The organism is Isoptericola sp. NPDC057653, assembly GCF_042799955.1.
Classification (GTDB): domain Bacteria; phylum Actinomycetota; class Actinomycetes; order Actinomycetales; family Cellulomonadaceae; genus Isoptericola.
This window is the reverse complement of the sequence record NZ_JBHVHP010000004.1, coordinates 418827-439663: the sequence shown is the minus strand read 5'-3', so window position 1 is coordinate 439663 and position 20837 is coordinate 418827. Positions and strand designations below refer to the sequence as shown.

General features: G+C 75.4%; 18 protein-coding genes. 14 read left to right on the top strand and 4 right to left on the bottom strand.

The genetic code is table 11. From position 1 onward, the window contains the following. The first annotated feature begins 13 nt into the window (after positions 1-13). Complete coding sequence (locus tag ACFU9A_RS21425) at positions 14-718, top strand: class I SAM-dependent methyltransferase (protein ID WP_430577325.1); 705 nt, start codon at positions 14-16, stop codon at positions 716-718. On the opposite strand, the gene ACFU9A_RS21420 is transcribed toward ACFU9A_RS21425, so the two are convergent. The 4 genes from ACFU9A_RS21420 to ACFU9A_RS21405 all read right to left on the bottom strand — a co-directional run bounded on the left by ACFU9A_RS21420 (position 685) and on the right by ACFU9A_RS21405 (position 6852). After that, positions 685-2343 (bottom strand): FAD-dependent oxidoreductase, encoded by a 1659-nt coding sequence (locus tag ACFU9A_RS21420; RefSeq protein WP_430577324.1) that lies wholly within the window; start codon positions 2341-2343, stop codon positions 685-687. The two genes, ACFU9A_RS21425 and ACFU9A_RS21420, sit on opposite strands and share 34 nt — an antisense overlap. Further along, positions 2340-4514: a molybdopterin oxidoreductase family protein gene (locus ACFU9A_RS21415; protein ID WP_430577323.1), complete on the bottom strand. Its 2175-nt coding sequence runs from the start codon at positions 4512-4514 to the stop codon at positions 2340-2342. Before ACFU9A_RS21415 ends, ACFU9A_RS21420 begins: the two co-directional genes overlap by 4 nt. Beyond that, positions 4511-5875, bottom strand: coding sequence for an MFS transporter (locus ACFU9A_RS21410; RefSeq protein ID WP_430577322.1), 1365 nt, complete (start codon positions 5873-5875; stop codon positions 4511-4513). Before ACFU9A_RS21410 ends, ACFU9A_RS21415 begins: the two co-directional genes overlap by 4 nt. A 203-nt stretch (positions 5876-6078) precedes the next feature. Continuing rightward, a complete protein-coding gene (locus ACFU9A_RS21405) occupies positions 6079-6852 on the bottom strand; it encodes a BTAD domain-containing putative transcriptional regulator (RefSeq protein ID WP_430577321.1) in 774 nt (257 codons plus the stop codon). A gap of 193 nt (positions 6853-7045) precedes the next feature. On the opposite strand from ACFU9A_RS21405, the gene ACFU9A_RS21400 reads away from it, so the two are divergent. The 13 genes from ACFU9A_RS21400 (at position 7046) to ACFU9A_RS21340 (ending at position 20763) form a co-directional block, all read left to right on the top strand. Then, positions 7046-7522: a hypothetical protein gene (locus ACFU9A_RS21400; RefSeq protein WP_430577320.1), complete on the top strand. Its 477-nt coding sequence runs from the start codon at positions 7046-7048 to the stop codon at positions 7520-7522. Between the two features lie 13 nt (positions 7523-7535). Continuing rightward, positions 7536-8021: a hypothetical protein gene (locus ACFU9A_RS21395; protein ID WP_430577319.1), complete on the top strand. Its 486-nt coding sequence runs from the start codon at positions 7536-7538 to the stop codon at positions 8019-8021. A gap of 9 nt (positions 8022-8030) precedes the next feature. Further along, positions 8031-8486: a hypothetical protein gene (locus ACFU9A_RS21390; protein WP_430577318.1), complete on the top strand. Its 456-nt coding sequence runs from the start codon at positions 8031-8033 to the stop codon at positions 8484-8486. 100 nt (positions 8487-8586) lie between these two features. Beyond that, a complete protein-coding gene (locus ACFU9A_RS21385) occupies positions 8587-12447 on the top strand; it encodes a nitrate reductase subunit alpha (protein ID WP_430577317.1) in 3861 nt (1286 codons plus the stop codon). Next, a complete protein-coding gene (gene narH, locus ACFU9A_RS21380) occupies positions 12444-14135 on the top strand; it encodes a nitrate reductase subunit beta (RefSeq protein WP_430577316.1) in 1692 nt (563 codons plus the stop codon). The genes ACFU9A_RS21385 and narH overlap by 4 nt, the downstream gene beginning before the upstream one ends. After that, the gene (gene narJ / locus ACFU9A_RS21375) at positions 14132-14848 is read left to right on the top strand and encodes a nitrate reductase molybdenum cofactor assembly chaperone (RefSeq protein WP_430577315.1); all 717 of its coding nucleotides are present in this window, start codon (positions 14132-14134) and stop codon (positions 14846-14848) included. The genes narH and narJ overlap by 4 nt, the downstream gene beginning before the upstream one ends. Further along, positions 14839-15600, top strand: a complete 762-nt coding sequence (gene narI, locus ACFU9A_RS21370) for a respiratory nitrate reductase subunit gamma (protein ID WP_430577314.1) — start codon at positions 14839-14841, stop codon at positions 15598-15600. Before narJ ends, narI begins: the two co-directional genes overlap by 10 nt. Positions 15601-15643: 43 nt before the next feature. Then, positions 15644-16873, top strand: coding sequence for a nitrate/nitrite transporter (locus tag ACFU9A_RS21365; protein ID WP_430577313.1), 1230 nt, complete (start codon positions 15644-15646; stop codon positions 16871-16873). A 91-nt stretch (positions 16874-16964) separates the two neighbouring features. Next, entirely contained in the window at positions 16965-18278 is a 1314-nt protein-coding gene (glp, locus tag ACFU9A_RS21360; protein ID WP_430577312.1) for a gephyrin-like molybdotransferase Glp, read from the top strand. A 14-nt stretch (positions 18279-18292) separates the two neighbouring features. Continuing rightward, positions 18293-19009 carry a molybdenum cofactor guanylyltransferase gene (locus tag ACFU9A_RS21355; RefSeq protein ID WP_430577311.1) on the top strand — a complete coding sequence of 239 codons (717 nt, stop codon included), beginning with the start codon at positions 18293-18295 and terminating at the stop codon, positions 19007-19009. Next, a complete protein-coding gene (locus ACFU9A_RS21350; protein WP_430577310.1) occupies positions 19006-19323 on the top strand; it encodes a DUF6457 domain-containing protein in 318 nt (105 codons plus the stop codon). The genes ACFU9A_RS21355 and ACFU9A_RS21350 overlap by 4 nt, the downstream gene beginning before the upstream one ends. Positions 19324-19327: 4 nt before the next feature. After that, complete coding sequence (moaA, locus tag ACFU9A_RS21345; protein WP_430577309.1) at positions 19328-20449, top strand: GTP 3',8-cyclase MoaA; 1122 nt, start codon at positions 19328-19330, stop codon at positions 20447-20449. 2 nt (positions 20450-20451) lie between these two features. Next, complete coding sequence (locus ACFU9A_RS21340; RefSeq protein ID WP_430577308.1) at positions 20452-20763, top strand: MoaD/ThiS family protein; 312 nt, start codon at positions 20452-20454, stop codon at positions 20761-20763. The last annotated feature ends 74 nt before the right edge of the window (positions 20764-20837 follow it).

Sequence of the window (20837 nt, the reverse complement as noted above, 5' to 3'; positions counted from 1 at the left end):
ACCCTCGCTGCCCATGCCCCGGTCACCGTTCGATCCCCGCACGACGACGAGCTCCCTGGTCCGTGCCGGCGGCCGCTGGCTCGGCCGCGTCAACGCGCGGCACCCGTGGAACCACAACGACCACTTCCACGGCTGGGTCCTGCGGCGGCTGCCGCGCCGGCGGCGGCGCGCGCTGGACGTCGGGTGCGGCACCGGCACCCTCGTGCACCGCCTGCGGCGCGCCGGCACCACGGTGGTCGGCCTCGACGCCGACGCCGCGATGGCCGCGGCCACCGCCGCCCGGTTCGCCGGCGACCCGGGGGTCACGACCCGCCACGCCCGGTTCGAGGACGTCCCCGCCGACGGCTCGTTCGACGTCGTGACGATGGTCGCTTCCCTGCACCACATGGACCTCGAGCCCGCGCTGCGGCACGCCGCCGGGGTCCTCGCACCGGGCGGGCGGCTGCTGGTGGTCGGGCTGGCGCGGATCGGCGCGCCGCGCGACCTCGCCGTCGACCTGGTCTCGTCGTTCGCCAACCCCGTGGTCGGCATGGTCAGGCACCCGCGGCGGGCCGACGTCACGCCCGGCACCGACGGCCGGCCGGTCGTGCCCGTGCGCGACGCGCGCGAGACGTACGGCGAGGTCCGCGAGACCGCCCGGCGCGTGCTGCCCGGCGCGCGGTTCCGGCGGCGCCTGTTCTTCCGCTACACGCTGGAGTGGACCTCCTCCGCCACCTGACGCGCGGCGACCAGCCAGTCCACCAGCCCGCACACGGCGTCGCGACAGCTGCCGCACCCGGTCGTCGCGCGGGTCGCGCGCACGACGTCGTCCGCGGTCGCGGCGCCCTCCGCGACGCACGCCGCGACGTCGTGCTTGGTGACGCCGTTGCACCGGCAGACGGTCGCGTCGTCGGGCATGTGCTCGGGGCTGGACGCCGGCGCCACGGCGGGCGCGACGGGCGTGAGCAGCAGGAACGCGGGGTCCGCGGGCACCGGCGTGCGGCGGGTGTAGGCGGCGGTGAGGTCGGCGGCCACGCGCGCGTCGCCGACGCACGTGGCGCCGACGAGCAACCCGCCGGCCACGACGGCCTCGACGTAGCGCCCCGCGGCCGGGTCGCCGAGCCGCACCACCCGCTCCCCCGGCGCGGTGGCCCGCCCGGAGCCGCAGCGGCCCATCGCGACCACGCTCAGCGGGCCCGCCTTCACCTTGACGACGTCGGTGCCGCGCGTGTCGACGGCGGCCGGGCCTGCCACCGCACCCGGCGCGCGGGAGGACAGCAGCGTGCCCAGCCGCACCGCCATCGACGGCCCCGCGCCGTCCGACGGCAGGCGCAGGTGCTCCCGCGCCTCGGCCGCCGCGGGGGCGGGGCGCGGCTCGGCCGCGGCGGCCACCAGCGCCTCGGCCAACCGGCGGGCCTGGTCCCAGCCCTCGGCGACGAGCCCGCGGGAGCCCTCGGGCGGCTGCGCGCAGTCGCCGACCGCGAACACGCGCGGGTCGGTGACGCTCGCCAGGTCCGGCCCGACGACGACGCCCCGGTCGACGGCGAGACCGGCCCGCCGCGCGAGCGTCGTCTCCGGCGCTGTGCCGCACGCGAGGACCACCAGCCCGGCGCCGAGCGTCTCCCCCGGGTCCCGGACCGCATCCCGGACCGCACCGGCCAGCCGCACCCCGACGGCGCGCCCGCCCACGACCAGCACCTCGCGGGGCCGCACGCCGGTGCGCACCACCACCCCCGCCGCCTCGAGCGCGGCCCGCAGCACGGCGCCGGCCTCGTCGTCGAGCTGTCGGTCCATCGGGGCGCCCGCACCGTGCACGAGCGTGGTCGACAGGCCGCGGCCGGCCAGCCCGAGGGCCACCTCCACGCCCAGCACCCCGCCGCCCACCACCACCGCGCGCGGCGCGTTCACCGTGGCGGCGACGATCTCGCGGGCGTCGTCGAGCGTGCGCAGGGCGTGCACGCCGGCGGGCAGCGCGCCGGGGTCGGTGCCCAGCCCGGGCACGTCGGGCAGGCGGGCGGCGGCGCCCGTGGCGAGCACCAGGTCGTCGTAGGGGTGGCGGCCGCCGTCGTCGGCGAGCACCACGCGCGCGTCCCGGTCGACGGCGACGGCCGCCGTGCCGCGCCGGACGAGCGCGCGCCCGTCGTCGGCCGCCGGCAGGGCGATCGCGGCCACGTCCGTGCGGCCCGCGACCACGTCGGACAACAGCACCCGGTTGTACGGCTCGTAGGGCTCCGCGCCGAGGACGGTGACGTCGAGGGCGCCGTCCGCGTCGCGCCGGGCGAGCTCGTCGGCCAGGCGCGCGCCGACCATCCCGTGCCCCACGACGACCACGCGGCGCGGCACGCGCAAGGGTTCCTGGCTCATGCGGGCACCACCACCCCGGCGACGTCTCGGGCGTCGACCGCCGTCACGGACACCGCACAGACCTTGAACTCGGGCATGGCGGAGACCGGGTCGACGGCGTCGGTCGTGAGGCGGTTGACGCTGTGGGCGCCGCCCCAGTGGAACGGCACGAAGACGGTGTCGGGGCGGACGGCGTCGGTCCAGCGCGCGATGAGTTCGACGGTGCCGCGCGACGACGCGAGCCGCACCAGCGCTCCGTCCCCGACGCCGACCCGCGTGGCGAGCAGCGGGTGCAGCTCGGCGTACGGCTCGGGCACCAGCCGCTCCAGCTCGGGCACGCGGTGGGTCTGCGCGCCGGACTGGTAGTGCTGCAGCACGCGCCCGGTGACGAGGTAGGTCGGCGCGTCCGGGCGGACGTCGTCGACGGGGCCGGCGTGGTCCACCGCCACCATCCGTGCCCGCCCGTCCGGCGTCGCGAACGCGTCGAGGAACACGCGCGGCGTCCCGGGGTGCTCCCCCCGCGCGCCGGCGACGGGGGCGGCGGGGCAGGGCCAGTACAGCCCGGCGCCGCCGGCGGCCTCGTGCGCGTCGAGGCGGGCGTGGCTGAGGCCGGAGTAGTCGGCGACGCCGCCCGCGGACGCGCGCGCCAGCTCGTCGAAGACCGCGTCGGGCGCGGTGGGGAACGCCACTCCCGAGCCGAGCCGGCGGGCCAGCTCGGCCAGGATCCACAGCTCGGAGCGGGCCTCGCCCGGCGGGTCGACGGCGCGCCGGCGGCGGATGACGCGGCCCTCGAGGTTCGTCATCGTGCCCTCCTCCTCGGCCCACTGGGTGGTGGGCAGCACGACGTCGGCCAGCAGCGCCGTCTCGGACGGCACGACGTCGCACACCACCAGCAGGTCGAGGGCGGCCAGCCGCTCGCGGACCCGGTCGACGTCGGGCGCGGACACGACGACGTTCGACCCGTGCACGAGCAGGGCGCGCGGACCGCCCGGGGTGCCGAGCGACGCGAGCAGCGCGACGGCGGGACGGCCGGGCCCGGGCAGCGTGCCGGGGTCGACGCCCCACACGCCCGCGACGTGCGCGCGGGCCGCCGGGTCGTCGATCCTGCGGTAGCCGGGCAGCTGGTCGCACTTCTGCCCGTGCTCGCGCCCGCCCTGCCCGTTGCCCTGCCCGGTGAGGCAGCCGTACCCCGATCCCGGCCGCCCGACGAGGCCGAGGGCGAGGGCGAGGTTGATCGCCGCGGTCACGGTGGCCGTGCCCTGCGCGGACTGCTCGACGCCGCGCCCCGTGAGCACGTAGGCGCCCCGCCCGCCGCGCGCCGGCGACGCCGCGGCCAGCAGGCGCGCCACGCGACGCAGCTCCTCGGCCGGCACGCCGCAGACCGTCTCCGCCCGCTCCGGCCACCACGCCGCGACCGACCGGGCGACGTCGTCGGCCCCGGTCGTGCGCTCGTCGAGGTAGCCCCGGTCCACGAGGCGCTCGGCGAGCAGGACGTGCAGCAGGGCCAGCAGCACCACCAGGTCCGTGCCGGGCACGGGCTGCAGGTGCACCCCCTCGCCCGGCTCGGCGAGCCGCGCGGTGGCCGAGCGCCGCGGGTCGACGACCACCAGGCCGCCCGCCGCGCGCGCCCCCGCGAGGTGCTGCACGAACGGCGGCATCGTCTCGGCCACGTTGGAGCCGAGCAGCAGGATCGCGTCGGCCCCGGCGAGGTCGGTCACGGGGAACGGCAGGCCGCGGTCGAGGCCGAACGCCCGGTTCCCGGCGGCCGCCGCCGACGACATGCAGAAGCGGCCGTTGTAGTCGATGTGCGGGGTACGCAGCACGGCGCGCGCGAACTTGCCGAGCGTGTACGCCTTCTCGTTGGTCAGGCCCCCGCCGCCGAAGACCGCGACCGCCCCCGGCCCGTCGTCGGCCGCCAGCGCCGCGAGCCGCCCGGCGACGAGGTCGAGCGCGTCGTCCCACGACGCGGGGGCGAGCGCGCCGTCCGCCCCGCGCACCAGGGGCGTCGTGAGCCGGTCCGGCGCGCGCAGCACGGCGGCGGCGGTCCAGCCCTTCTGGCACAGCCCGCCGCCGTTGGTCGGGAACCGGCGCGGCGTCACGGCGACGGGAGACGCCGAGCCCGTCGGGGTGGGCGCGAGGTCCGTGCCGCACTGCAGCGCGCAGTACGGGCAGTGCGTCGCGACCGCCGTCATACCCGCGCCGCCCGCATGGCCGTCCCCCGCCGCGCGTACACGGCCCAGGTCACGACCGCCATCACCGCGTACGCCCCGACGAACACCCACAGCGCCGCGACCAGGGACCCGGTCATCGACGTCGAGACGGCGAAGCCGCGGGGCACGAGGAACCCGCCGAACGCCCCCACGGCCCCGGCGATCCCGATGCAGCCGGCGGCGGCGCGCGCCCTGGCGGTGGCGTCGCGGCCGGCGCCGGCGACACGGAAGGCGGCCGGGATCATCCGGTACACGGACCCGTTGCCCACCCCGGTCGCGACGAACAGCACGAGGAACGACGCGAAGAAGAGGCCGAACCGGTGGCTGCCGAGCGCGGTGATGGCGCCCACGGCGCCGGCGATCATCACGACGTAGCAGCCGACCGTCACGAGGGCCCCGCCCACGCGGTCCGCGAGGATGCCGCCGAGCGGCCGGGCCACGGACCCGACGAGCGCGCCGAGGAACGCCAGCGACACGCTCACCTCCGGGAACTGGCCGGCCAGCAGCGTCGGGAAGGCGCCGGAGAACCCGATGAACGACCCGAACGTCCCGATGTACAGGAACGCGATCACCCAGGTGTGCGGCTCGCGCACGGCCACCACGAAGGAGCGGGGGTCGGCCTTCGCCGCCGACAGGTTGTCCATGAACCGCCAGGCGAGGAATGCCGCCAGCACGACGAACGGCACGAAGACCAGGCCGGCACGCTCGAGCGCGATCCCCGCGCCCGTGACGACGACGAGCGGGACCACGAGCTGCACCACCGCGGTGCCGAGGTTGCCGCCCGCGGCGTTCCAGCCCAGCGCCGCGCCCTTCTCCCGCTCGGGGAAGAAGAACGAGATGTTCGCCATCGACGACGCGAAGTTGCCGCCGCCGAGGCCCGCGAGCGCCGCGACGGCCACGAGCGTGCCGAACGACGTCTCCGGCCGCTGCACGACGAACGCGAGCGACAGGGTGGGGATCAGCAGCAGCGACGCCGAGACGACCGTCCAGGTGCGGCCGCCGAACACCGGCACGGCGAGCGTGTACGGGATGCGCAGCGTCGCGCCCACCAGGGCCGGCACGGCGATGAGCCAGAACATCTGGTCGGTGGTGAGGTCGAAGCCGGCGGCGGGCAGCTGCGGCACGACGATCGACCAGAGCGCCCACACGCAGAAGCCGAGGAGCTCCGCGAACACGGACAGCACGAGGTTGCGCCGCGCGACGCGCCGGCCGCCGCCGGCCCAGAACGCCGGGTCCTCCGGGCGCCAGTCGTCGATCCAGCGGCCCGGGCGGGAGTGGGCGCCCGGGGCGGGCGCCGGGGGCGCGCCGGTCGGGGTCGGTGCAGCCGTCGTCGGAGCCACCATCGCGTGTCCTCCTGTGCGCGGGCCCGACGCCGACGCCGGGCGGTCGAGCCCGCCGGGCGGGTGCCGGGCGGACGGGACGAGCCGCCGGCTCGTCGTCGCGCCGGTGCACCCGACGCTAGGCACGGGGTGTTTCGCGGCCGGGCGTCGAGGCGTGAAATGCGCGTGAGCACGAACGCACAGGCCGCGCGGACGGCCTGTGAGCCTCAGTGCACCGGGGTGACCGGCCGGGAGCCGGCCGCGTGGACGCGCGGCACCAGGTCGTCCCCGCCCGCGAGGATGCGTCGCTCGAGGTCGCGCAGCTCGGGCCCGGGTTCCACGCCGAGCTCGTCGACCAGCGTGCGCCGGACCGTCCGGTAGACCGCGAGCGCGTCCGCCTGCCGCCCGCTGCGGCAGAGCGCCGTCATGAGCAGGGCGTGCAGGTGCTCGCGCAGGGGGTGCCGGCGCACCAGGGCCGCGAGGTCCGCGACGGCGGTCTCGTGCCGGCCGCAGTCGAGCTCGGCGGCGTAGAGCTGTTCGCACGCCGCGTCCCGGCGCTCCGTGAGCCGCTCGGCGTCCCCGGCCAGGGGGCACAGGTCCAACCCCTGGTAGGCCTCGCCGCGCCACAGCCGCAGCGCGCCGCGCAGGAGGGGCGCCCGCCGGCACGGGTCCTGGGTGCGCTCGGCCTGCTCCAGGGCGTCGTCGAAGAGCTGTGCGTCCAGCTCGTCCGGCGCCACCCGCAGCACGTAGCCGCCGGGGCCCAGCACCAGCCGCCCGGGCTCGCCCAGGGCGCGGCGCAGGCGGTGCACGGTCAGGTGCAGCCGCTGCGGGTCGGGAGCGTCCGCCGTGTCCCACAGCGCGTCGAGCAGCGTCTCCGCCGGCACCGGGGCGTTGGCGTGCGCGAGCAGCAGCCCCAGGAGGCCGAGGCGCACGGCTCCGGAGACGGGCGCGACGTCGTCCTCGCGCGTCACGCGCACCGGTCCCAGCACCTCGAAGCGCATCGTCTCCCCCTCCTCCCGGCGGGCCGCCCCGGGGCGCCCACTCCCCTCAAGAGGTGATCGGGGCGACGAAAAGTACGCGGCGCCGGCGAGAAAGCCGGAGGGAAGCGCGAGGGAAGAACGAGGAAAGCGGCGGTCGGCACGGTGGGGCGTCGGCCGTCGCACGGCGGCGACCACCACACCACGGAGGGGAACCATGAGACACCGCACGAGAACGACGCTGGCCGCCGCGGCGGTCGGCGCGGCGGGCCTCGGCCTGCTGAGCACGACGGCGGCTGCGGCCGCTCCCGCCACGACGCCGGTCACGTCCCCGAGGGCCGCGGCCGCCACCTGGCACGACTCGGGCGCCTCCTGGAACGACCCGAACGACAAGGGCGGCATCTCGGTCTACGAGAAGACGTCCAAGTCCTCCACCGGCGAGGACGTGATGGCGCAGTTCATCGCGAACGGGGAGCACCTCACGATCTGGGACCACCACGACAACGACCGCAAGGCGATCGTCAAGCTCTGGGTCGGCACGAGCGGCCCGGCGGTCTTCTACGCCAGGGGCGACGACACGGAGACGAGGTTCAACCTCTCCTACGACGAGGGCCAGACCGTGAAGATCCAGGTCTGCACGTCGACGTCGCCGAACGCCCAGTGCTCGTCCGGCACCCACCGGGGCCGGTCCTGAGGAAGGGATGATCATGCGACTCCGCACCACGACGGCGGCCACGGCCGCCGCGCTCGTCACGGCCGGAGCGGCCCTGCTCGCCCCCGCCGCCACCGCCGCACCCGCGCCGGACCCGGCCGGGCAGGCCACGACGGAACGCTCCACCGCGGCCGCCGGCTGGTCCATGGACACGGACGCCTGGGGGAACGACGGCGACGTCGGCGGCGTCAGCGTCTACGAGCAGGCCATCAAGAACGGGACGTCCCAGTACGTCATGGGCATGTTCGAGGCCAAGGGCGAGCACCTGACGGTCTGGGACCACCACCCCAACGGCCGCAAGGCGATCGTCAAGCTCTGGGTCGGCGGCAGCGGTCCTGCCGTCTTCTACGCCTCGGGCGACGGCACGAAGAAGGAGTTCAACCTGTCCTACGACGAGGGCCAGCGGGTGTACCTGCAGGCCTGCACGTCGACGTCCGTGAACGCCGTCTGCACTCCCCAGCGGGAGAAGGGCGTCTCCTGAGGAGGAACCATGCGACTTCGCACGATGACAGCAGCGGCCGCGGCGCTCTCCGTCGCCGCCGTGGGGATGGTGGGCGGCGCGGCCGGGGCCGCACCCGCCGAGGCGGCCGCGCAGTCCGGCTGGGGCTACGACTACTACGCCTGGAACGACCCCGAGGACGCCGGCGGCGTCTCCGTGGCCGAGATGGCGTACAAGACCACCAGCGACGAGTACGTCCACGGCCGGTTCCGCGCCTACGGCGAGGTCCTGTCGATCTGGGACTACCACGACAACGACCGCAGGTCGGTCGTCAGGCTCTGGGTCGGCGGCAGCGGGCCCGCCGTCTTCTACTCGAAGGGCGACAACACCTATCGCGAGGTGAACCTGTCGTACGACGAGGGGCAGACCGTGTACATCCAGACGTGCACGTCCGACGGGTCCGGGGCGGTGTGCACCGAGAAGAAGCGGGTGCCCGGCAAGTCCTGACCGGCGGGTGCTCCGGCGGGTGCCTCGACATGCGCTGCCCCAGGTCCGGGCCCATGATGCGAAGCAGTGACTCTTCGGTACCCCAGCCCCAGGAGTGCGCATGTCGACCACCCGCCCGCCCGTCAACGTCGACGTCGGGTCGGCACCACCGACCGGGGCGGCCGACGCGCTGCTGCGGCTCGGCAAGCACCTGCGCAAGGGGGAGGTGTCGGACGACCTGCGCCAGCTGTTCCTCAAGGGCGGGCGTGAGGGCGACGTCTTCTACCGGGACCGCTGGTCGCACGACAAGGTGGTGCGCTCGACGCACGGCGTGAACTGCACGGGCTCCTGCTCGTGGAAGGTGTACGTCAAGGACGGCATCATCACCTGGGAGACGCAGCAGACGGACTACCCGTCCGTCGGGCCCGACTCCCCGGAGTACGAGCCGCGGGGCTGCCCCCGCGGCGCGGCGTTCTCCTGGTACACCTACTCGCCCACGCGGGTGCGGTACCCGTACGTGCGCGGCGTGCTGCTGCAGGCGTACCGCGACGCGAAGGCGGCCGTCGGCGGGGACCCGGTGCTCGCCTGGGAGCGGCTGACCTCCGACCCGGCGACCGCGCGGGCGTACAAGTCGGCGCGCGGCAAGGGCGGCCTGGTGCGGGCCACGTGGGACGAGGCGGCGGAGATCGTCGCGGCGGCGCACGTCCACACGATCAAGGCGCACGGCCCCGACCGGATCGCGGGCTTCTCCCCCATCCCGGCGATGTCGATGGTGTCGCACGGCGTCGGGGCGCGGTTCGTGCAGATGCTGGGCGGCACGATGCTGTCGTTCTACGACTGGTACGCGGACCTGCCGGTCGCGTCCCCGCAGGTCTTCGGCGACCAGACGGACGTGCCGGAGTCGGCGGACTGGTGGAACTCGTCCTACCTCATCATGTGGGGCTCGAACATCCCGGTGACCCGCACCCCGGACGCGCACTTCATGGCAGAGTCGCGCTACCGCGGCACCAAGGTCGTGTCGGTCTCCCCCGACTACGCGGACAACACGAAGTTCGCCGACCAGTGGCTGGCCCCGCAGCCGGGCACGGACGGCGCGCTGGCCCTGGCGATGGGGCACGTCATCATGCGCGAGTTCCTCGTGGACCGGCGCACCCCGCGGTTCGCGGACTACCTCAAGCGGTACGCCGACGCGCCCTTCCTGGTGCGCCTGGAGGAGCGCGACGGCGCGTACGTGCCCGGCAAGTTCCTCACCGCGGCCGACGTGGACGACGCGACCCTGCCGGGCGCGTCGACGGCGGCGAACGCGCACTTCCGCACCCTGCTGCTCGACGCCGACGGCGCCCTCGTCGCACCGAACGGCACGCTCGCCGACCGGTACGGCGAGGCGGGCGAGGGGAGGTGGAACCTCGACCTGGGGGACGTCGACCCGCTGCTGTCGGTGGCGGACGCGCCCGGCTGGGCGGACCAGGGCGGCGGCCCCGACGAGCGGGGCACCGCGGCGGTGCTGCTGCCCCGGTTCGACGTCGTCCCCGACGCCTCCGGCGACCCGGCGAGCGACGCGGCGGCGCACGCCGCCCACCTCGGCGGCGCGGGCGTGCTGACCCGCGGGGTGCCGACGCGCCGCGTGGGCGGGCACCTGGTGACGACCGTCTTCGACCTGCTGCTGGCGCAGTACGGCGTCGAGCGGCGGGACCTGGGGCTGCCGGGCGAGTGGCCCACGGGTTACGACGACGCCGCCGGCCCCGGCACCCCGGCGTGGCAGGAGGAGATCACGGGCGTGCGGGCCGCGGACGCCGCGCAGATCGGGCGGGAGTTCGCGCAGAACGCGGAGGACTCCGACGGCCGCTCGATGATCATCATGGGCGCCGGCGCGAACCACTGGTTCCACTCCGACACGATCTACCGCGCGTTCCTCACCCTCACGACGATCACGGGCTGCCAAGGGGTCAACGGCGGCGGGTGGGCGCACTACGTGGGCCAGGAGAAGTGCCGGCCGATCACGGGGTGGGCGCAGTACGCGGGCGGCCTGGACTGGGTGCGCCCGCCGCGCCAGATGATCGGCACGGGCTGGTTCTACCTCGCCACGGACCAGTGGCGGTACGACGGGATGCCGGCCGACGCGCTCTCCTCGCCCCTGGCCCCCGGACGGCTCAAGGGCCGCACGACCGCGGACTCGCTGGTCGAGTCGGCGCAGCGCGGCTGGATGCCGAGCTACCCGACCTTCGACCGCAACCCGCTGGACCTGGTCGACGAGGCGCGCGCGGCGGGCAAGGAGCCCGAGGCGCACGTCGTGGACGAGCTCCGGTCGGGCCGGCTGCGGTTCGCCTGCGAGGACCCGGACGACCCGGCGAACTTCCCGCGCGTGCTCACGGTGTGGCGGGCCAACATCCTCGGCTCCTCCGGCAAGGGCAACGAGTACTTCCTCAAGCACCTGCTGGGCACGGACTCCGCGGTGTTCGCGGAGGAGAGCGGGCCCGACCGCCGCCCGCGCTCGATGACGTGGCGCGACGAGGCGCCCCGCGGCAAGCTCGACCTGCTGGTCACGATGGACTTCCGCATGACCAGCACCACCCTGTACTCCGACGTCGTGCTGCCGGCGGCCACCTGGTACGAGAAGCACGACCTGTCGAGCACGGACATGCACCCGTTCGTGCACTCGTTCAACCCGGCGATCGCCCCGCCGTGGCAGACGCGCACCGACTTCGACACCTTCCACACGCTGGCGCGCCGGGTGTCCGAGCTGGCCGGGACCCACCTCGGGGTGCGCGAGGACCTGGTCGCGACGCCGCTGCTGCACGACACCCCCGACGAGCTGGCGGTGCCCCACGGCACCCTCACCGACGCGGGGTCGCCCGTCACCGAGCGCGAGCTCGTGCCCGGCGTGACCATGCCTCGGCTGCAGGTGGTGCGGCGCGACTACCCCGCGTTCGCCGCGCGGATGGCCGCCCTCGGCCCGCTCGCGGAGACCAAGGGCATGGTCACCAAGGGGGTGACCTTCCGGCCGGACGAGGAGGTGCGGCGCCTCGGGGAGCGCAACGGCCTCGTGCCGGACGGCCCCACCGCGGGCCGCCCGCGCCTGGACCAGGACACGCACGCGTGCGAGACGATCCTCGCGCTGTCGGGCACCACCAACGGCCGCCTGGCCGTGCAGGGCTTCCAGGACCTGGAGAAGCGCACCGGGCAGCGGCTCGCCGACCTCGCGATGGACGAGCAGGCCAAGCGCGTCACGTTCCCCGACGTGCAGTCGCGCCCGACGCCGGTCGTGACGTCGCCGGAGTGGTCCGGGTCGGAGCACGGCGGGCGCCGGTACACGGCCTTCGCGATCAACGTGGAGCGGCTCAAGCCCTGGCACACCCTCACCGGGCGCCAGCACTTCTACCTCGACCACGACTGGATGATCGAGCTCGGCGAGCAGCTGCCCGTCTACCGGCCGCCGCTGGACCTGCACCGCCTGTACGGCGACTCCCCCGTGCCGGGCAGCACCGCGGACGGCACCAGCACGGGCGGCAGCGCCGACCAGGTCGCGGTCGCCGTGCGGTACCTGACGCCGCATTCCAAGTGGTCGATCCACTCGGAGTACCAGGACAACCTGTTCATGCTGTCGCTCTCGCGCGGCGGCCCCAACGTGTGGATGAGCCCGCAGGACGCCGAGAAGATCGGCGTCAAGGACAACGAGTGGATCGAGGCCGTGAACCGCAACGGCGTCGTGGTCGCCCGCGCCGTCGTCTCCCACCGCATGCCCGAGGGCACCGTGTACATGCACCACGCCACCGACCGCACCGTCGACGTGCCGCTCTCCGAGACGTCCGGGCTGCGCGGCGGCATCCACAACTCCCTGACGCGGATCCTGCTCAAGCCCACCCACCTGGCCGGCGGGTACGGGCAGTTCACCTTCGCGTTCAACTACCTCGGCCCCACCGGCAACCAGCGCGACGAGGTGACCGTCATCCGGCGCCGTTCCCAGGAGGTGCGTTACTCGTGAAGGTCATGGCGCAGATGTCGATGGTGATGAACCTCGACAAGTGCATCGGCTGCCACACCTGCTCGGTCACCTGCAAGCAGGCGTGGACGAACCGCACCGGCACCGAGTACGTCTGGTTCAACAACGTCGAGACCCGCCCGGGCCTCGGCTACCCCCGCACCTACGAGGACCAGGAGACCTGGCAGGGCGGCTGGGTGCGCACCAAGCGAGGCAAGCTCAAGCTCCGCGCGGGCGGCCGGGCCAAGAAGCTCGCGTCGATCTTCCACAACCCGAAGCTGCCGTCGATCCACGACTACTACGAGCCGTGGACCTACGAGTACGACATGCTGCTCAACGCGCCGCAGGGCCCGAACACCCCGGTGGCGAAGCCGAAGTCGCTGCTCACCGGCGACGACATGAGCATCCAGTGGTCGGCCAACTGGGACGACGACCTCGGCGGCTCCACGGCGACCATGCAGGACGACCCGATCCTCAAGCACATGAGCGAGCACGTCGCCGAGGAGCTCGAGCAGACGTTCATGTTCTACCTGCCGCGCATCTGCGAGCACTGCCTCAACCCGTCGTGCGTCGCCTCCTGCCCGTCGGGCGCGATGTACAAGCGGGTGGAGGACGGCATCGTGCTGGTGGACCAGGACCAGTGCCGCGGCTGGCGCATGTGCGTCACCGGCTGCCCGTACAAGAAGGTCTACTTCAACCACAAGACCGGCAAGGCCGAGAAGTGCACGCTGTGCTACCCGCGCATCGAGGTCGGGCTGCCCACCGTCTGCTCCGAGACCTGCGTGGGCCGCCTGCGCTACCTCGGCCTCGTGCTGTACGACGCGGACAAGGTCGGCGCGGCCGCCGCCATCGAGGACGAGCACGACCTCCTGGCCGCCCAGCGCTCCGTCTTCCTCGACCCGGACGACCCCGAGGTGATCGCCGCGGCGCGGCGCGAGGGCATCCCGGACGACTGGATCGACGCCGCGCAGCGCTCCCCCATCTGGAAGCTCATCCACGACTACGAGGTGGCGCTGCCCCTGCACCCGGAGTACCGGACGCTGCCGATGGTCTGGTACATCCCGCCGCTGTCGCCCGTGGTCGACGTGGTCGCCAGCTCCGGCAACGACGGCGAGGACGGACGCACCCTGTTCGCCGCGATCTCCCAGCTGCGGATCCCGCTGGAGTACCTCGCGGGGCTGTTCACCGCGGGCGACACCGGGCCCGTCGAACGGGTGCTGCGCAAGCTCGCCGCCATGCGCTCCGGCATGCGCGAGGTCAACCTGGGCCGGGAGTTCCCCGAGGAGAACGCCGCCGCCGTCGGCATGACCGGCAGCCAGGTGCAGGAGATGTACCGGCTGCTGGCCATCGCGAAGTACGAGGAGCGGTACGTCATCCCCACCGCGCACACCGAGGTGGCGCGCGAGCTGGAGGAGATGGCCTGCTCGCTCGACTTCGAGGGCGGGCCCGGCATGGGCGGAGCCGGGCCGTTCGGCTCGTCGTCGGGCCAGTCCGTGCCCGTGGCCGTGGAGAACTTCCACGCCCTGGCCGCCCGCCAGACGGCGGACTCCCCCTACGGGCCGTCGACCCCCGGGCGCGTCAACCTCCTCAACTGGGACGGCAACGGCCGCCCGTCGGGGCTGTTCCCGCCCGGGGACGAACCGGGCCGGCCCGACGGCCGGCGAGGGGACCAGCAGGGGGACCAGCGATGATCCTCGCCTTCCTGCCCCGGCCGGGGGTGCGCGCCAAGCGGCTCGACCCGCTCGCCCCGGTGCCGCTGCGCGACGCCGACCGCGCCGTCGCGCACATGGCCGCCTCGCTCCTGCTGGCCTACCCGGACGCCGCGACCCGGGAGGCCGCCGGCACCGTCCGCGACGCCGTCGCGGGGCTGCCCGCGCCGGTCCGCGACCGGCTCGCGGGCCTGGCCACGACCCTGCTCGACGGCGACCCCGACACCCTGCAGGCCGACTACGTCGCCACGTTCGACCTCAAGCGCCGGTGCGCGATGTACCTGTCGTACTACGCGGCCGGCGACACGCGGAGGCGCGGCCTCGCGCTGGTCCGCTTCGTCGAGGCGTACCGCGCGGCCGGGTTCGAGACCACCGGCGAGGAGCTGCCGGACTACCTGCCCACCGTGCTCGAGCTGTCCGCCCGCGGCGGCCCGGACGGCGCCCGGATCGCCGGCGCGCTGCTGGCCGCCCACCGGGACGGCATCGAGGTGCTGCGCTCCGCGCTCGCCGCCCAGCACTCGCCCTGGACGGCCGCGGTCGAGGCCGTCTGCCTCACCCTGCCGCCCGTCGACGCCGCGACCGCCGAGCGGGTCGCCGACCTCGTGGCGGCGGGCCCGCCGGCCGAGCTGGTCGGGCTGAGCGGCTACGGGGACAGCGGGCACGGGGACGAGGGAAGGGACCTGCCATGGGCCTGACGGAGGCTTCCGCCGACCAGATCATCCTGTGGGTCGTGGTGCCCTACGTGACCTTCGCCGTGCTGGTGGTCGGGTCGGTCTGGCGCTACCGCTACGACAAGTTCGGCTGGACCACCCGCTCCAGCGAGCTGTACGAGAAGCGGCTGCTGCGGTACGGCTCCCCGCTCTTCCACTTCGGGCTGCTGTTCGTGATCCTCGGGCACTTCCTCGGCCTCGTGATCCCGAAGACGTGGACCGAGGCCGTGGGCGTCTCCGAGGCCCAGTACCACTTCGTGGCGACGTCGATGGGCTCGCTCGCGGCGCTCGTCGCCGTCGCCGGGCTGCTCATCCTCATCTACCGCCGGCGCTCCACCGGCCCCGTCTTCCTCGCGACCACCCGCATGGACAAGACCATGTACGTGTTCCTCGCGGGCTCCCTCCTGTCGGGCGCGTGGGCGACCGTGCAGACCCAGCTGCTGTCCCCCGGGCACGGCTACGACTACCGGGAGACCATCTCGCCCTGGTTCCGGTCGCTCTGGTACCTGCAGCCCGAGCCGGCGCTCATGGCGGGCGTGCCCGCCGCGTTCCAGGTCCACATCACGCTGGCGATGCTGCTGTTCGCCCTGTGGCCGTTCACGCGGCTCGTGCACGCGTTCTCCGCCCCCGTGCAGTACCCCTTCCGTCCGTACGTGGTCTACCGCTCGCGCGAGGCGTCCGTGTCGTCGCGAGCGCCGCGCCGCGGCTGGGACCAGCCCGGCACCCCGCCCCGCTGACCCCGCACGCACCGACCGATCCGTCCGCCTCGAAGGAGGACCCATGACCTCGGCAGCAACCCCCGGCCCGACCTCGGCGTCGAGCACCACGGCCGTGCAGGGCAACACGACCCAGCTCGCCCTCGCGACGGCCGGCTTCGCGATCTGCTTCTGGGCGTGGGCCCTGCTCGGCCCCCTGGGCAACAGCTACGGGCAGCTGTACCACCTGTCCGACTTCGAGGTGTCGGTGCTGGTCGCGGTCCCGGTGATCGTCGGCTCGCTGGGCCGGATCCCGATCGGCGCCCTCACCGACCGGTTCGGCGCCAAGGTGATGTTCCCGCTGTGCAGCGCGCTGACGATCGTGCCCGTGCTGTTCATCGGGTTCGTCGCGAACAGCCTGGTCTGGCTGCTGATCGGCGGGTTCTTCCTCGGCCTCGGCGGCACGACCTTCGCGATCGGCGTCCCGTTCGTCAACAACTGGTACCCGCCGGCCCGGCGCGGCACCGCCATCGGCATCTTCGGCGCCGGCATGGGCGGCACGGCGATCGCGTCGTTCTCCACCGTGCCGATCCGCGACGCGTGGGGCGACGGCGCGCCGTTCGTCATCGTCTCGGTGTTCCTCGCCGCGTTCGCCCTCCTGTCGCGCGCGCTGCTGCGGGACTCCCCCGCCTGGACCCCCGGCTCCGGCGGGGGCATGTGGGCGCGCACCTGGGCCACGCTGAAGATCCCCGCCACCCTGCAGCTGTCCTGGCTCTACGCCATCGGCTTCGGCGGCTTCGTCGCCTTCTCCGTCTACCTGCCGACCTTCCTGCAGAACGCGTACGACCTCAGCGCCAGCGACGCGTCGTTCCGCACCGCCGGGTTCGTGGTGCTCGCGGTGATCTGCCGGCCGCTCGGCGGCACCCTGTCGGACAAGGTGGGCGGGGTGGCGGTGAACCTCGTGTGCTACGCCGTCGTCACCGTCGGCGCCGCCGTCATCCTCTTCCAGCCGGCCCTCGTCCCCGGCGCGACGATCGCGTTCCTCGCGATGGCGGCCGCGCTCGGCGGGTCCTCGGGAGCGACGTTCGCCCTCGTGGCGAAGATGGCGCCGCCCGGGACGGTGGGCGCCGTGACCGGCGTCGTCGGCGCGGCCGGCGGTCTCGGCGGGTTCATCCCTCCGCTGATCATGGGCGCGGTGTACGGCGCGAACGGCAACTACGGGATCGGGTTCGGCCTCCTCGCGCTGACCGCCCTGCTCACGCTGCTGTTCACGTTCGGCCCGGTGCGCAAGCGCGTGCAGGCGAACGCCGGATGACGGGACGCCCTCCCGCCCCCGCACAGCGCCGGCCGCCCGCCGGTGAGGCGCCGGTCGCCCGCACGACACGTCCCCGGCCTAGCGTGGCCTCATGAGCACCCCGAGCAGGCCGCGGAGCCTGGCCGAGCACGTCGCCGCCGTGCTGGCCCGCGTCGCGCCGCTGCCGGTGCAGGACGTCGGGCTGGCGGACCTCGCCGTCGAGCCGCCCGGCCGCACCCTCGGCGCGGAGGTCCGCGCCGTCGCGCTCGTGCCGCCGTTCGACGCCGCCGCCATGGACGGCTACGCCGTGCGGCTGGCCGACCTGCCCGCCGACGGCTCCCCCGTGACGCTGCCCGTCGTCGGCGACCTCCGCCCCGGCTCGCCCCCGGGTCGTCGTGAGCGCGGTCCGGACGGGGCGGTGCGCATCATGACGGGCGCGCCGGTGCCCGGGTGGGCGGACGCCGTCGTGCCCGTGGAGCGCACGTCGACGGGCCGGTTCGTCGCGGGCGGCCCGACGACGGAGCGCGTGGTGACGCTCGCCCGCCAGGACCGCGCGCACGTGCGGCACCGCGGCGAGGACGTGCGCCCCGGCGACCTGCTCGGCGTGACCGGCGCCGCCGTGACGCCCGCGCTGGTCGCGGTCGCGGCCTCCGCCGGGCTGTCGGCGCTGCCCGTGCGGCGGCGACCCCGCGTCGCGGTCCTGTCCACCGGCTCGGAGCTCGTCGCGGCCGGCGCCGCGGTGGGCGCGGGCCGCATCCCCGACTCCAACTCGCTGCTGCTCGCCGCCCTCGCCCGGGCCGCGGGGGCGGACGTCGTCCGCGTGGGCGCCGTCCCCGACGACGCCGACGCCCTGCCCGCCGCCCTCGACGAGGTCGTGGACCGCGGGGACCTCGGTGGGCCGGGCGCGGTCGACCTGGTCGTCACGACGGGCGGGGTGTCCGCGGGGGCGTCGGACGTGGTGCGCGCGGTGCTCGCCGCCGACGACCCCCGGCTGGCCGACGTGGACGTCGCCGCCGTCGCGCTGCGCCCGGGCCGCCCGCAGGCGCTGGCCCGCTGGCGGGGCGTGCCGTGGGTGGCCCTGCCCGGCAACCCCGTGAGCGCGTTCGTGTCGTTCGCGCTGTTCGTGCGGCCGGCGGTCGCGGCGCTCGCGGGCCGGGAGCCCGCCCGCCCGGTGTCCCGGCCCGCCGCCGAGGCGTGGGCGAGCCCGCCGGGGCGCACGCACGTCGTGCCGGTGCGGACCCTGCCCTCCGGGGCGGTCGAGCGCGCCGCGGCGCCGGGGGCGGGACGCGACGGCGCGGGCGGGCACGCCTCGTCCGCCCTGCTCGGCGCGGACGGCCTCGCCCTCGTGCCGCCCGACGTCGAGAAGGTCGAGGCCGGCGACCTCGTCGACGTGCTGCCCCTCGACCTGCCGTTCGGCCTGCGCTGAGCGGGGCGACCGGCATGACGACCACCCCCGGGCCCGCACCCGAGCCGCAGGACGGCTTCGACGCCGTCGTCCTCGCCGGCGGGCGCGCGACGCGCCTGGGCGGCGTGCCCAAGCCGACGGTCGTGCTCGACGGCGCCACGCTGCTGGACCGCGCTCTGGCCGCCACGCGCGACGCCGCCCGCACCGTCGTCGTCGGGCCCGACGCGGCGGTACCCGCCGGGCGGGACGTGCTCGTCGCGCGCGAGGACCCGCCGTTCGGCGGGCCGGTCGCAGGGCTGGACGCCGGCCTGCGCGCGCTCGACCGCGCGCACGACCGCGCGCGCTCTCCCCACGCCGCCCCGACGTGGGTGCTGGTGCTCGCCGTGGACGTGCCGCGCGCCACGGAGGCCGTGCCGCTGCTGCGCGCCGCCGTCGCGCCGGCCGCCGAGCCTGCCGCCGAGCCTGCCGTCGACGGGGCCTTCCTGGTGCGCGCCGGCCACGCGCAGTGGCTGGTGGGGGCGTACCGCCGCGACGCGCTGCGCCGCGCGCTCGACGCCCTCTCGGGGGCCGAAGGCCTGACCGGGCTGCCGGTGCGGCGCCTGGTGGCCGGGCTGGCGTGCCGCGAGGTCCCGGACGTGGACGGCGTCAGCGCGGACGTCGACACCTGGGACGACGTGCGACGCCTTACGGTAGGACTCCACGACGTCTCCGCCGTCACCGCCGACACCCACCGCTGGGGAGGACACCGATGACCGACCAGACGCCCCGCGCCGCCGAGCCGGGCTCCAGCACCCTGGACCGCTGGGTGGACGCCCTCGAGGCCGAGCTGGGGCTGCCGCCCCGCAGCGTCGACGTCGGCGCGGTCCTCGACCTCGCCCGGGACGCCGCGCACCAGGTCGCGCGGCCCGCCGCCCCCGTCACCGCCTACGCCGTCGGGTACGCGGCCGGCCTCGCCGCCGCGCGGGGCGACGGCTCCGACGCCCTGGAGCGCGCGACGGCGGCCGCCCTGTCCTGGCAGGACCCGGGCCCGAGCGGCGCACGGGCCGACGCGGGCTCGGGGAGCTGATCGGATGACGACCGTCTCGCTGGGGATGCCGCGGCTGCCGGGCGCGGGGGTGCCGGACGTCCGCCTGCCCGCGGACCGGCCCGCCACGGGCGGGCTCGTGGACCGGTTCGGCCGCGTCGCCACCGACCTGCGGGTCTCCCTCACCGACCGCTGCAACCTGCGCTGCACGTACTGCATGCCGGCCGAGGGCCTGCCCACGCTGCCGAAGGACTCGGTGATGACGCGCGAGGAGATCGTGCGGCTCGTCGGGATCGCGACGCGCGACCTGGGCGTCCGGCAGGTGCGCTTCACCGGCGGCGAGCCGCTGCTGCGCGGCGACCTCGTCGAGATCGTGCGCGAGTGCGCCGCCCTGCCGCAGCGCCCCGAGCTGAGCCTCACGACCAACGCCGTCGGCCTCGACTCCCGCGCCGCCGCGCTGCGGGAGGCGGGCCTGGACCGCGTCAACGTCTCGCTCGACACCCTCGACCCGGACACCTTCGCCACGCTCGCCCGCCGCCCGTTCCTCGCCCGCACGCTCGCGGGGATCGACGCGGCGGCCCGCGAGTTCGACCTCGTGAAGATCAACGCGGTGCTGGTGCGCGGCGTCAACCTCGACCACGCCGCCGAGCTCCTCGCCTGGTGCCTGGAGCGCGGCTTCGAGCTGCGGTTCATCGAGCAGATGCCGCTCGACGCCGACCACGCGTGGGACCGCGACGCGATGGTCACCGCCGCCGAGGTGCGCGAGCAGCTCGGCACCCGCTTCGCCCTCGAGCCCGACGAGGAGCCGCGCGACGGCGCCCCGGCGGAGCGGTTCGTCGTGCGAGGCCTGGACGGCGCGGACGGGTCCGCCCGCCTGGGCCGGGTCGGCATCATCGCGTCGGTGACCGAGCCGTTCTGCGACGACTGCCGCCGCACCCGCCTCACGGCCGAGGGCGGCGTGCGCGACTGCCTGTTCGCGCACACCGAGACCGACCTGCTGGGCCCGCTGCGCGCGGGGGCCGGCGACGCGGTCCTGGCCGACCTGTGGCGCGGAGCCATGTGGCGCAAGCAGGCCGGTCACGGCATGAGCGACACGGGCTCCGGCACCGACCTCGACAGCTCGGGCTTCACGCAGCCCGAGCGCACCATGAGCGCCATCGGAGGATGACGATGACGGACCAGCTGACGGACGAGCTGACCGACCGGCCGACCGACCCGGCGGCGCCCGCCGTCGAGCGGACGGTGACGCTGCGCTACTTCGCCGCCGCCCGGGCCGCCCTGGGCCGCGCGGAGGAGACGCTCGCCGTCCCGCCCGGCGCGACCGTCGCCGACGTCGTCGCCCGCCTCGCCGCTGCCGATCCCGCGGCCGAGCCCGTGCTCGCCCGGTGCAGCGTGCTGCTCGACGGCCGCCGGGCCGCGCCGTCCGACGTCGTGCCGGACGGCGCGAGCCTCGACCTGCTGCCGCCCTTCGCGGGCGGCTGACCCGCCCACGCATCGAGCGTGCTGACATGATCCTCGAACGGCTCGTCCGAGGATCATGTCAGCACGCTCGATGC

Bases quoted from the DNA above. Each gene is read 5' to 3' on its own strand.
- moaA (WP_430577309.1), top strand. From the start codon at position 19,328: ATGACGACCGTCTCGCTGGGGATGCCGCGGCTGCCGGGCGCGGGGGTG.
- ACFU9A_RS21395 (WP_430577319.1), top strand. From the start codon at position 7,536: ATGCGACTCCGCACCACGACGGCGGCCACGGCCGCCGCGCTCGTCACG.
- ACFU9A_RS21415 (WP_430577323.1), bottom strand. From the start codon at position 4,514: ATGACGGCGGTCGCGACGCACTGCCCGTACTGCGCGCTGCAGTGCGGC.
- narI (WP_430577314.1), top strand. From the start codon at position 14,839: ATGGGCCTGACGGAGGCTTCCGCCGACCAGATCATCCTGTGGGTCGTG.
- ACFU9A_RS21390 (WP_430577318.1), top strand. From the start codon at position 8,031: ATGCGACTTCGCACGATGACAGCAGCGGCCGCGGCGCTCTCCGTCGCC.
- glp (WP_430577312.1), top strand. From the start codon at position 16,965: ATGAGCACCCCGAGCAGGCCGCGGAGCCTGGCCGAGCACGTCGCCGCC.
- ACFU9A_RS21420 (WP_430577324.1), bottom strand. From the start codon at position 2,343: ATGAGCCAGGAACCCTTGCGCGTGCCGCGCCGCGTGGTCGTCGTGGGG.
- ACFU9A_RS21340 (WP_430577308.1), top strand. From the start codon at position 20,452: ATGACGGACCAGCTGACGGACGAGCTGACCGACCGGCCGACCGACCCG.
- ACFU9A_RS21355 (WP_430577311.1), top strand. From the start codon at position 18,293: ATGACGACCACCCCCGGGCCCGCACCCGAGCCGCAGGACGGCTTCGAC.
- narJ (WP_430577315.1), top strand. From the start codon at position 14,132: ATGATCCTCGCCTTCCTGCCCCGGCCGGGGGTGCGCGCCAAGCGGCTC.
- ACFU9A_RS21405 (WP_430577321.1), bottom strand. From the start codon at position 6,852: ATGCGCTTCGAGGTGCTGGGACCGGTGCGCGTGACGCGCGAGGACGAC.
- ACFU9A_RS21385 (WP_430577317.1), top strand. From the start codon at position 8,587: ATGTCGACCACCCGCCCGCCCGTCAACGTCGACGTCGGGTCGGCACCA.
- ACFU9A_RS21410 (WP_430577322.1), bottom strand. From the start codon at position 5,875: ATGGTGGCTCCGACGACGGCTGCACCGACCCCGACCGGCGCGCCCCCG.
- ACFU9A_RS21365 (WP_430577313.1), top strand. From the start codon at position 15,644: ATGACCTCGGCAGCAACCCCCGGCCCGACCTCGGCGTCGAGCACCACG.
- ACFU9A_RS21425 (WP_430577325.1), top strand. From the start codon at position 14: ATGCCCCGGTCACCGTTCGATCCCCGCACGACGACGAGCTCCCTGGTC.
- ACFU9A_RS21350 (WP_430577310.1), top strand. From the start codon at position 19,006: ATGACCGACCAGACGCCCCGCGCCGCCGAGCCGGGCTCCAGCACCCTG.
- ACFU9A_RS21400 (WP_430577320.1), top strand. From the start codon at position 7,046: ATGAGACACCGCACGAGAACGACGCTGGCCGCCGCGGCGGTCGGCGCG.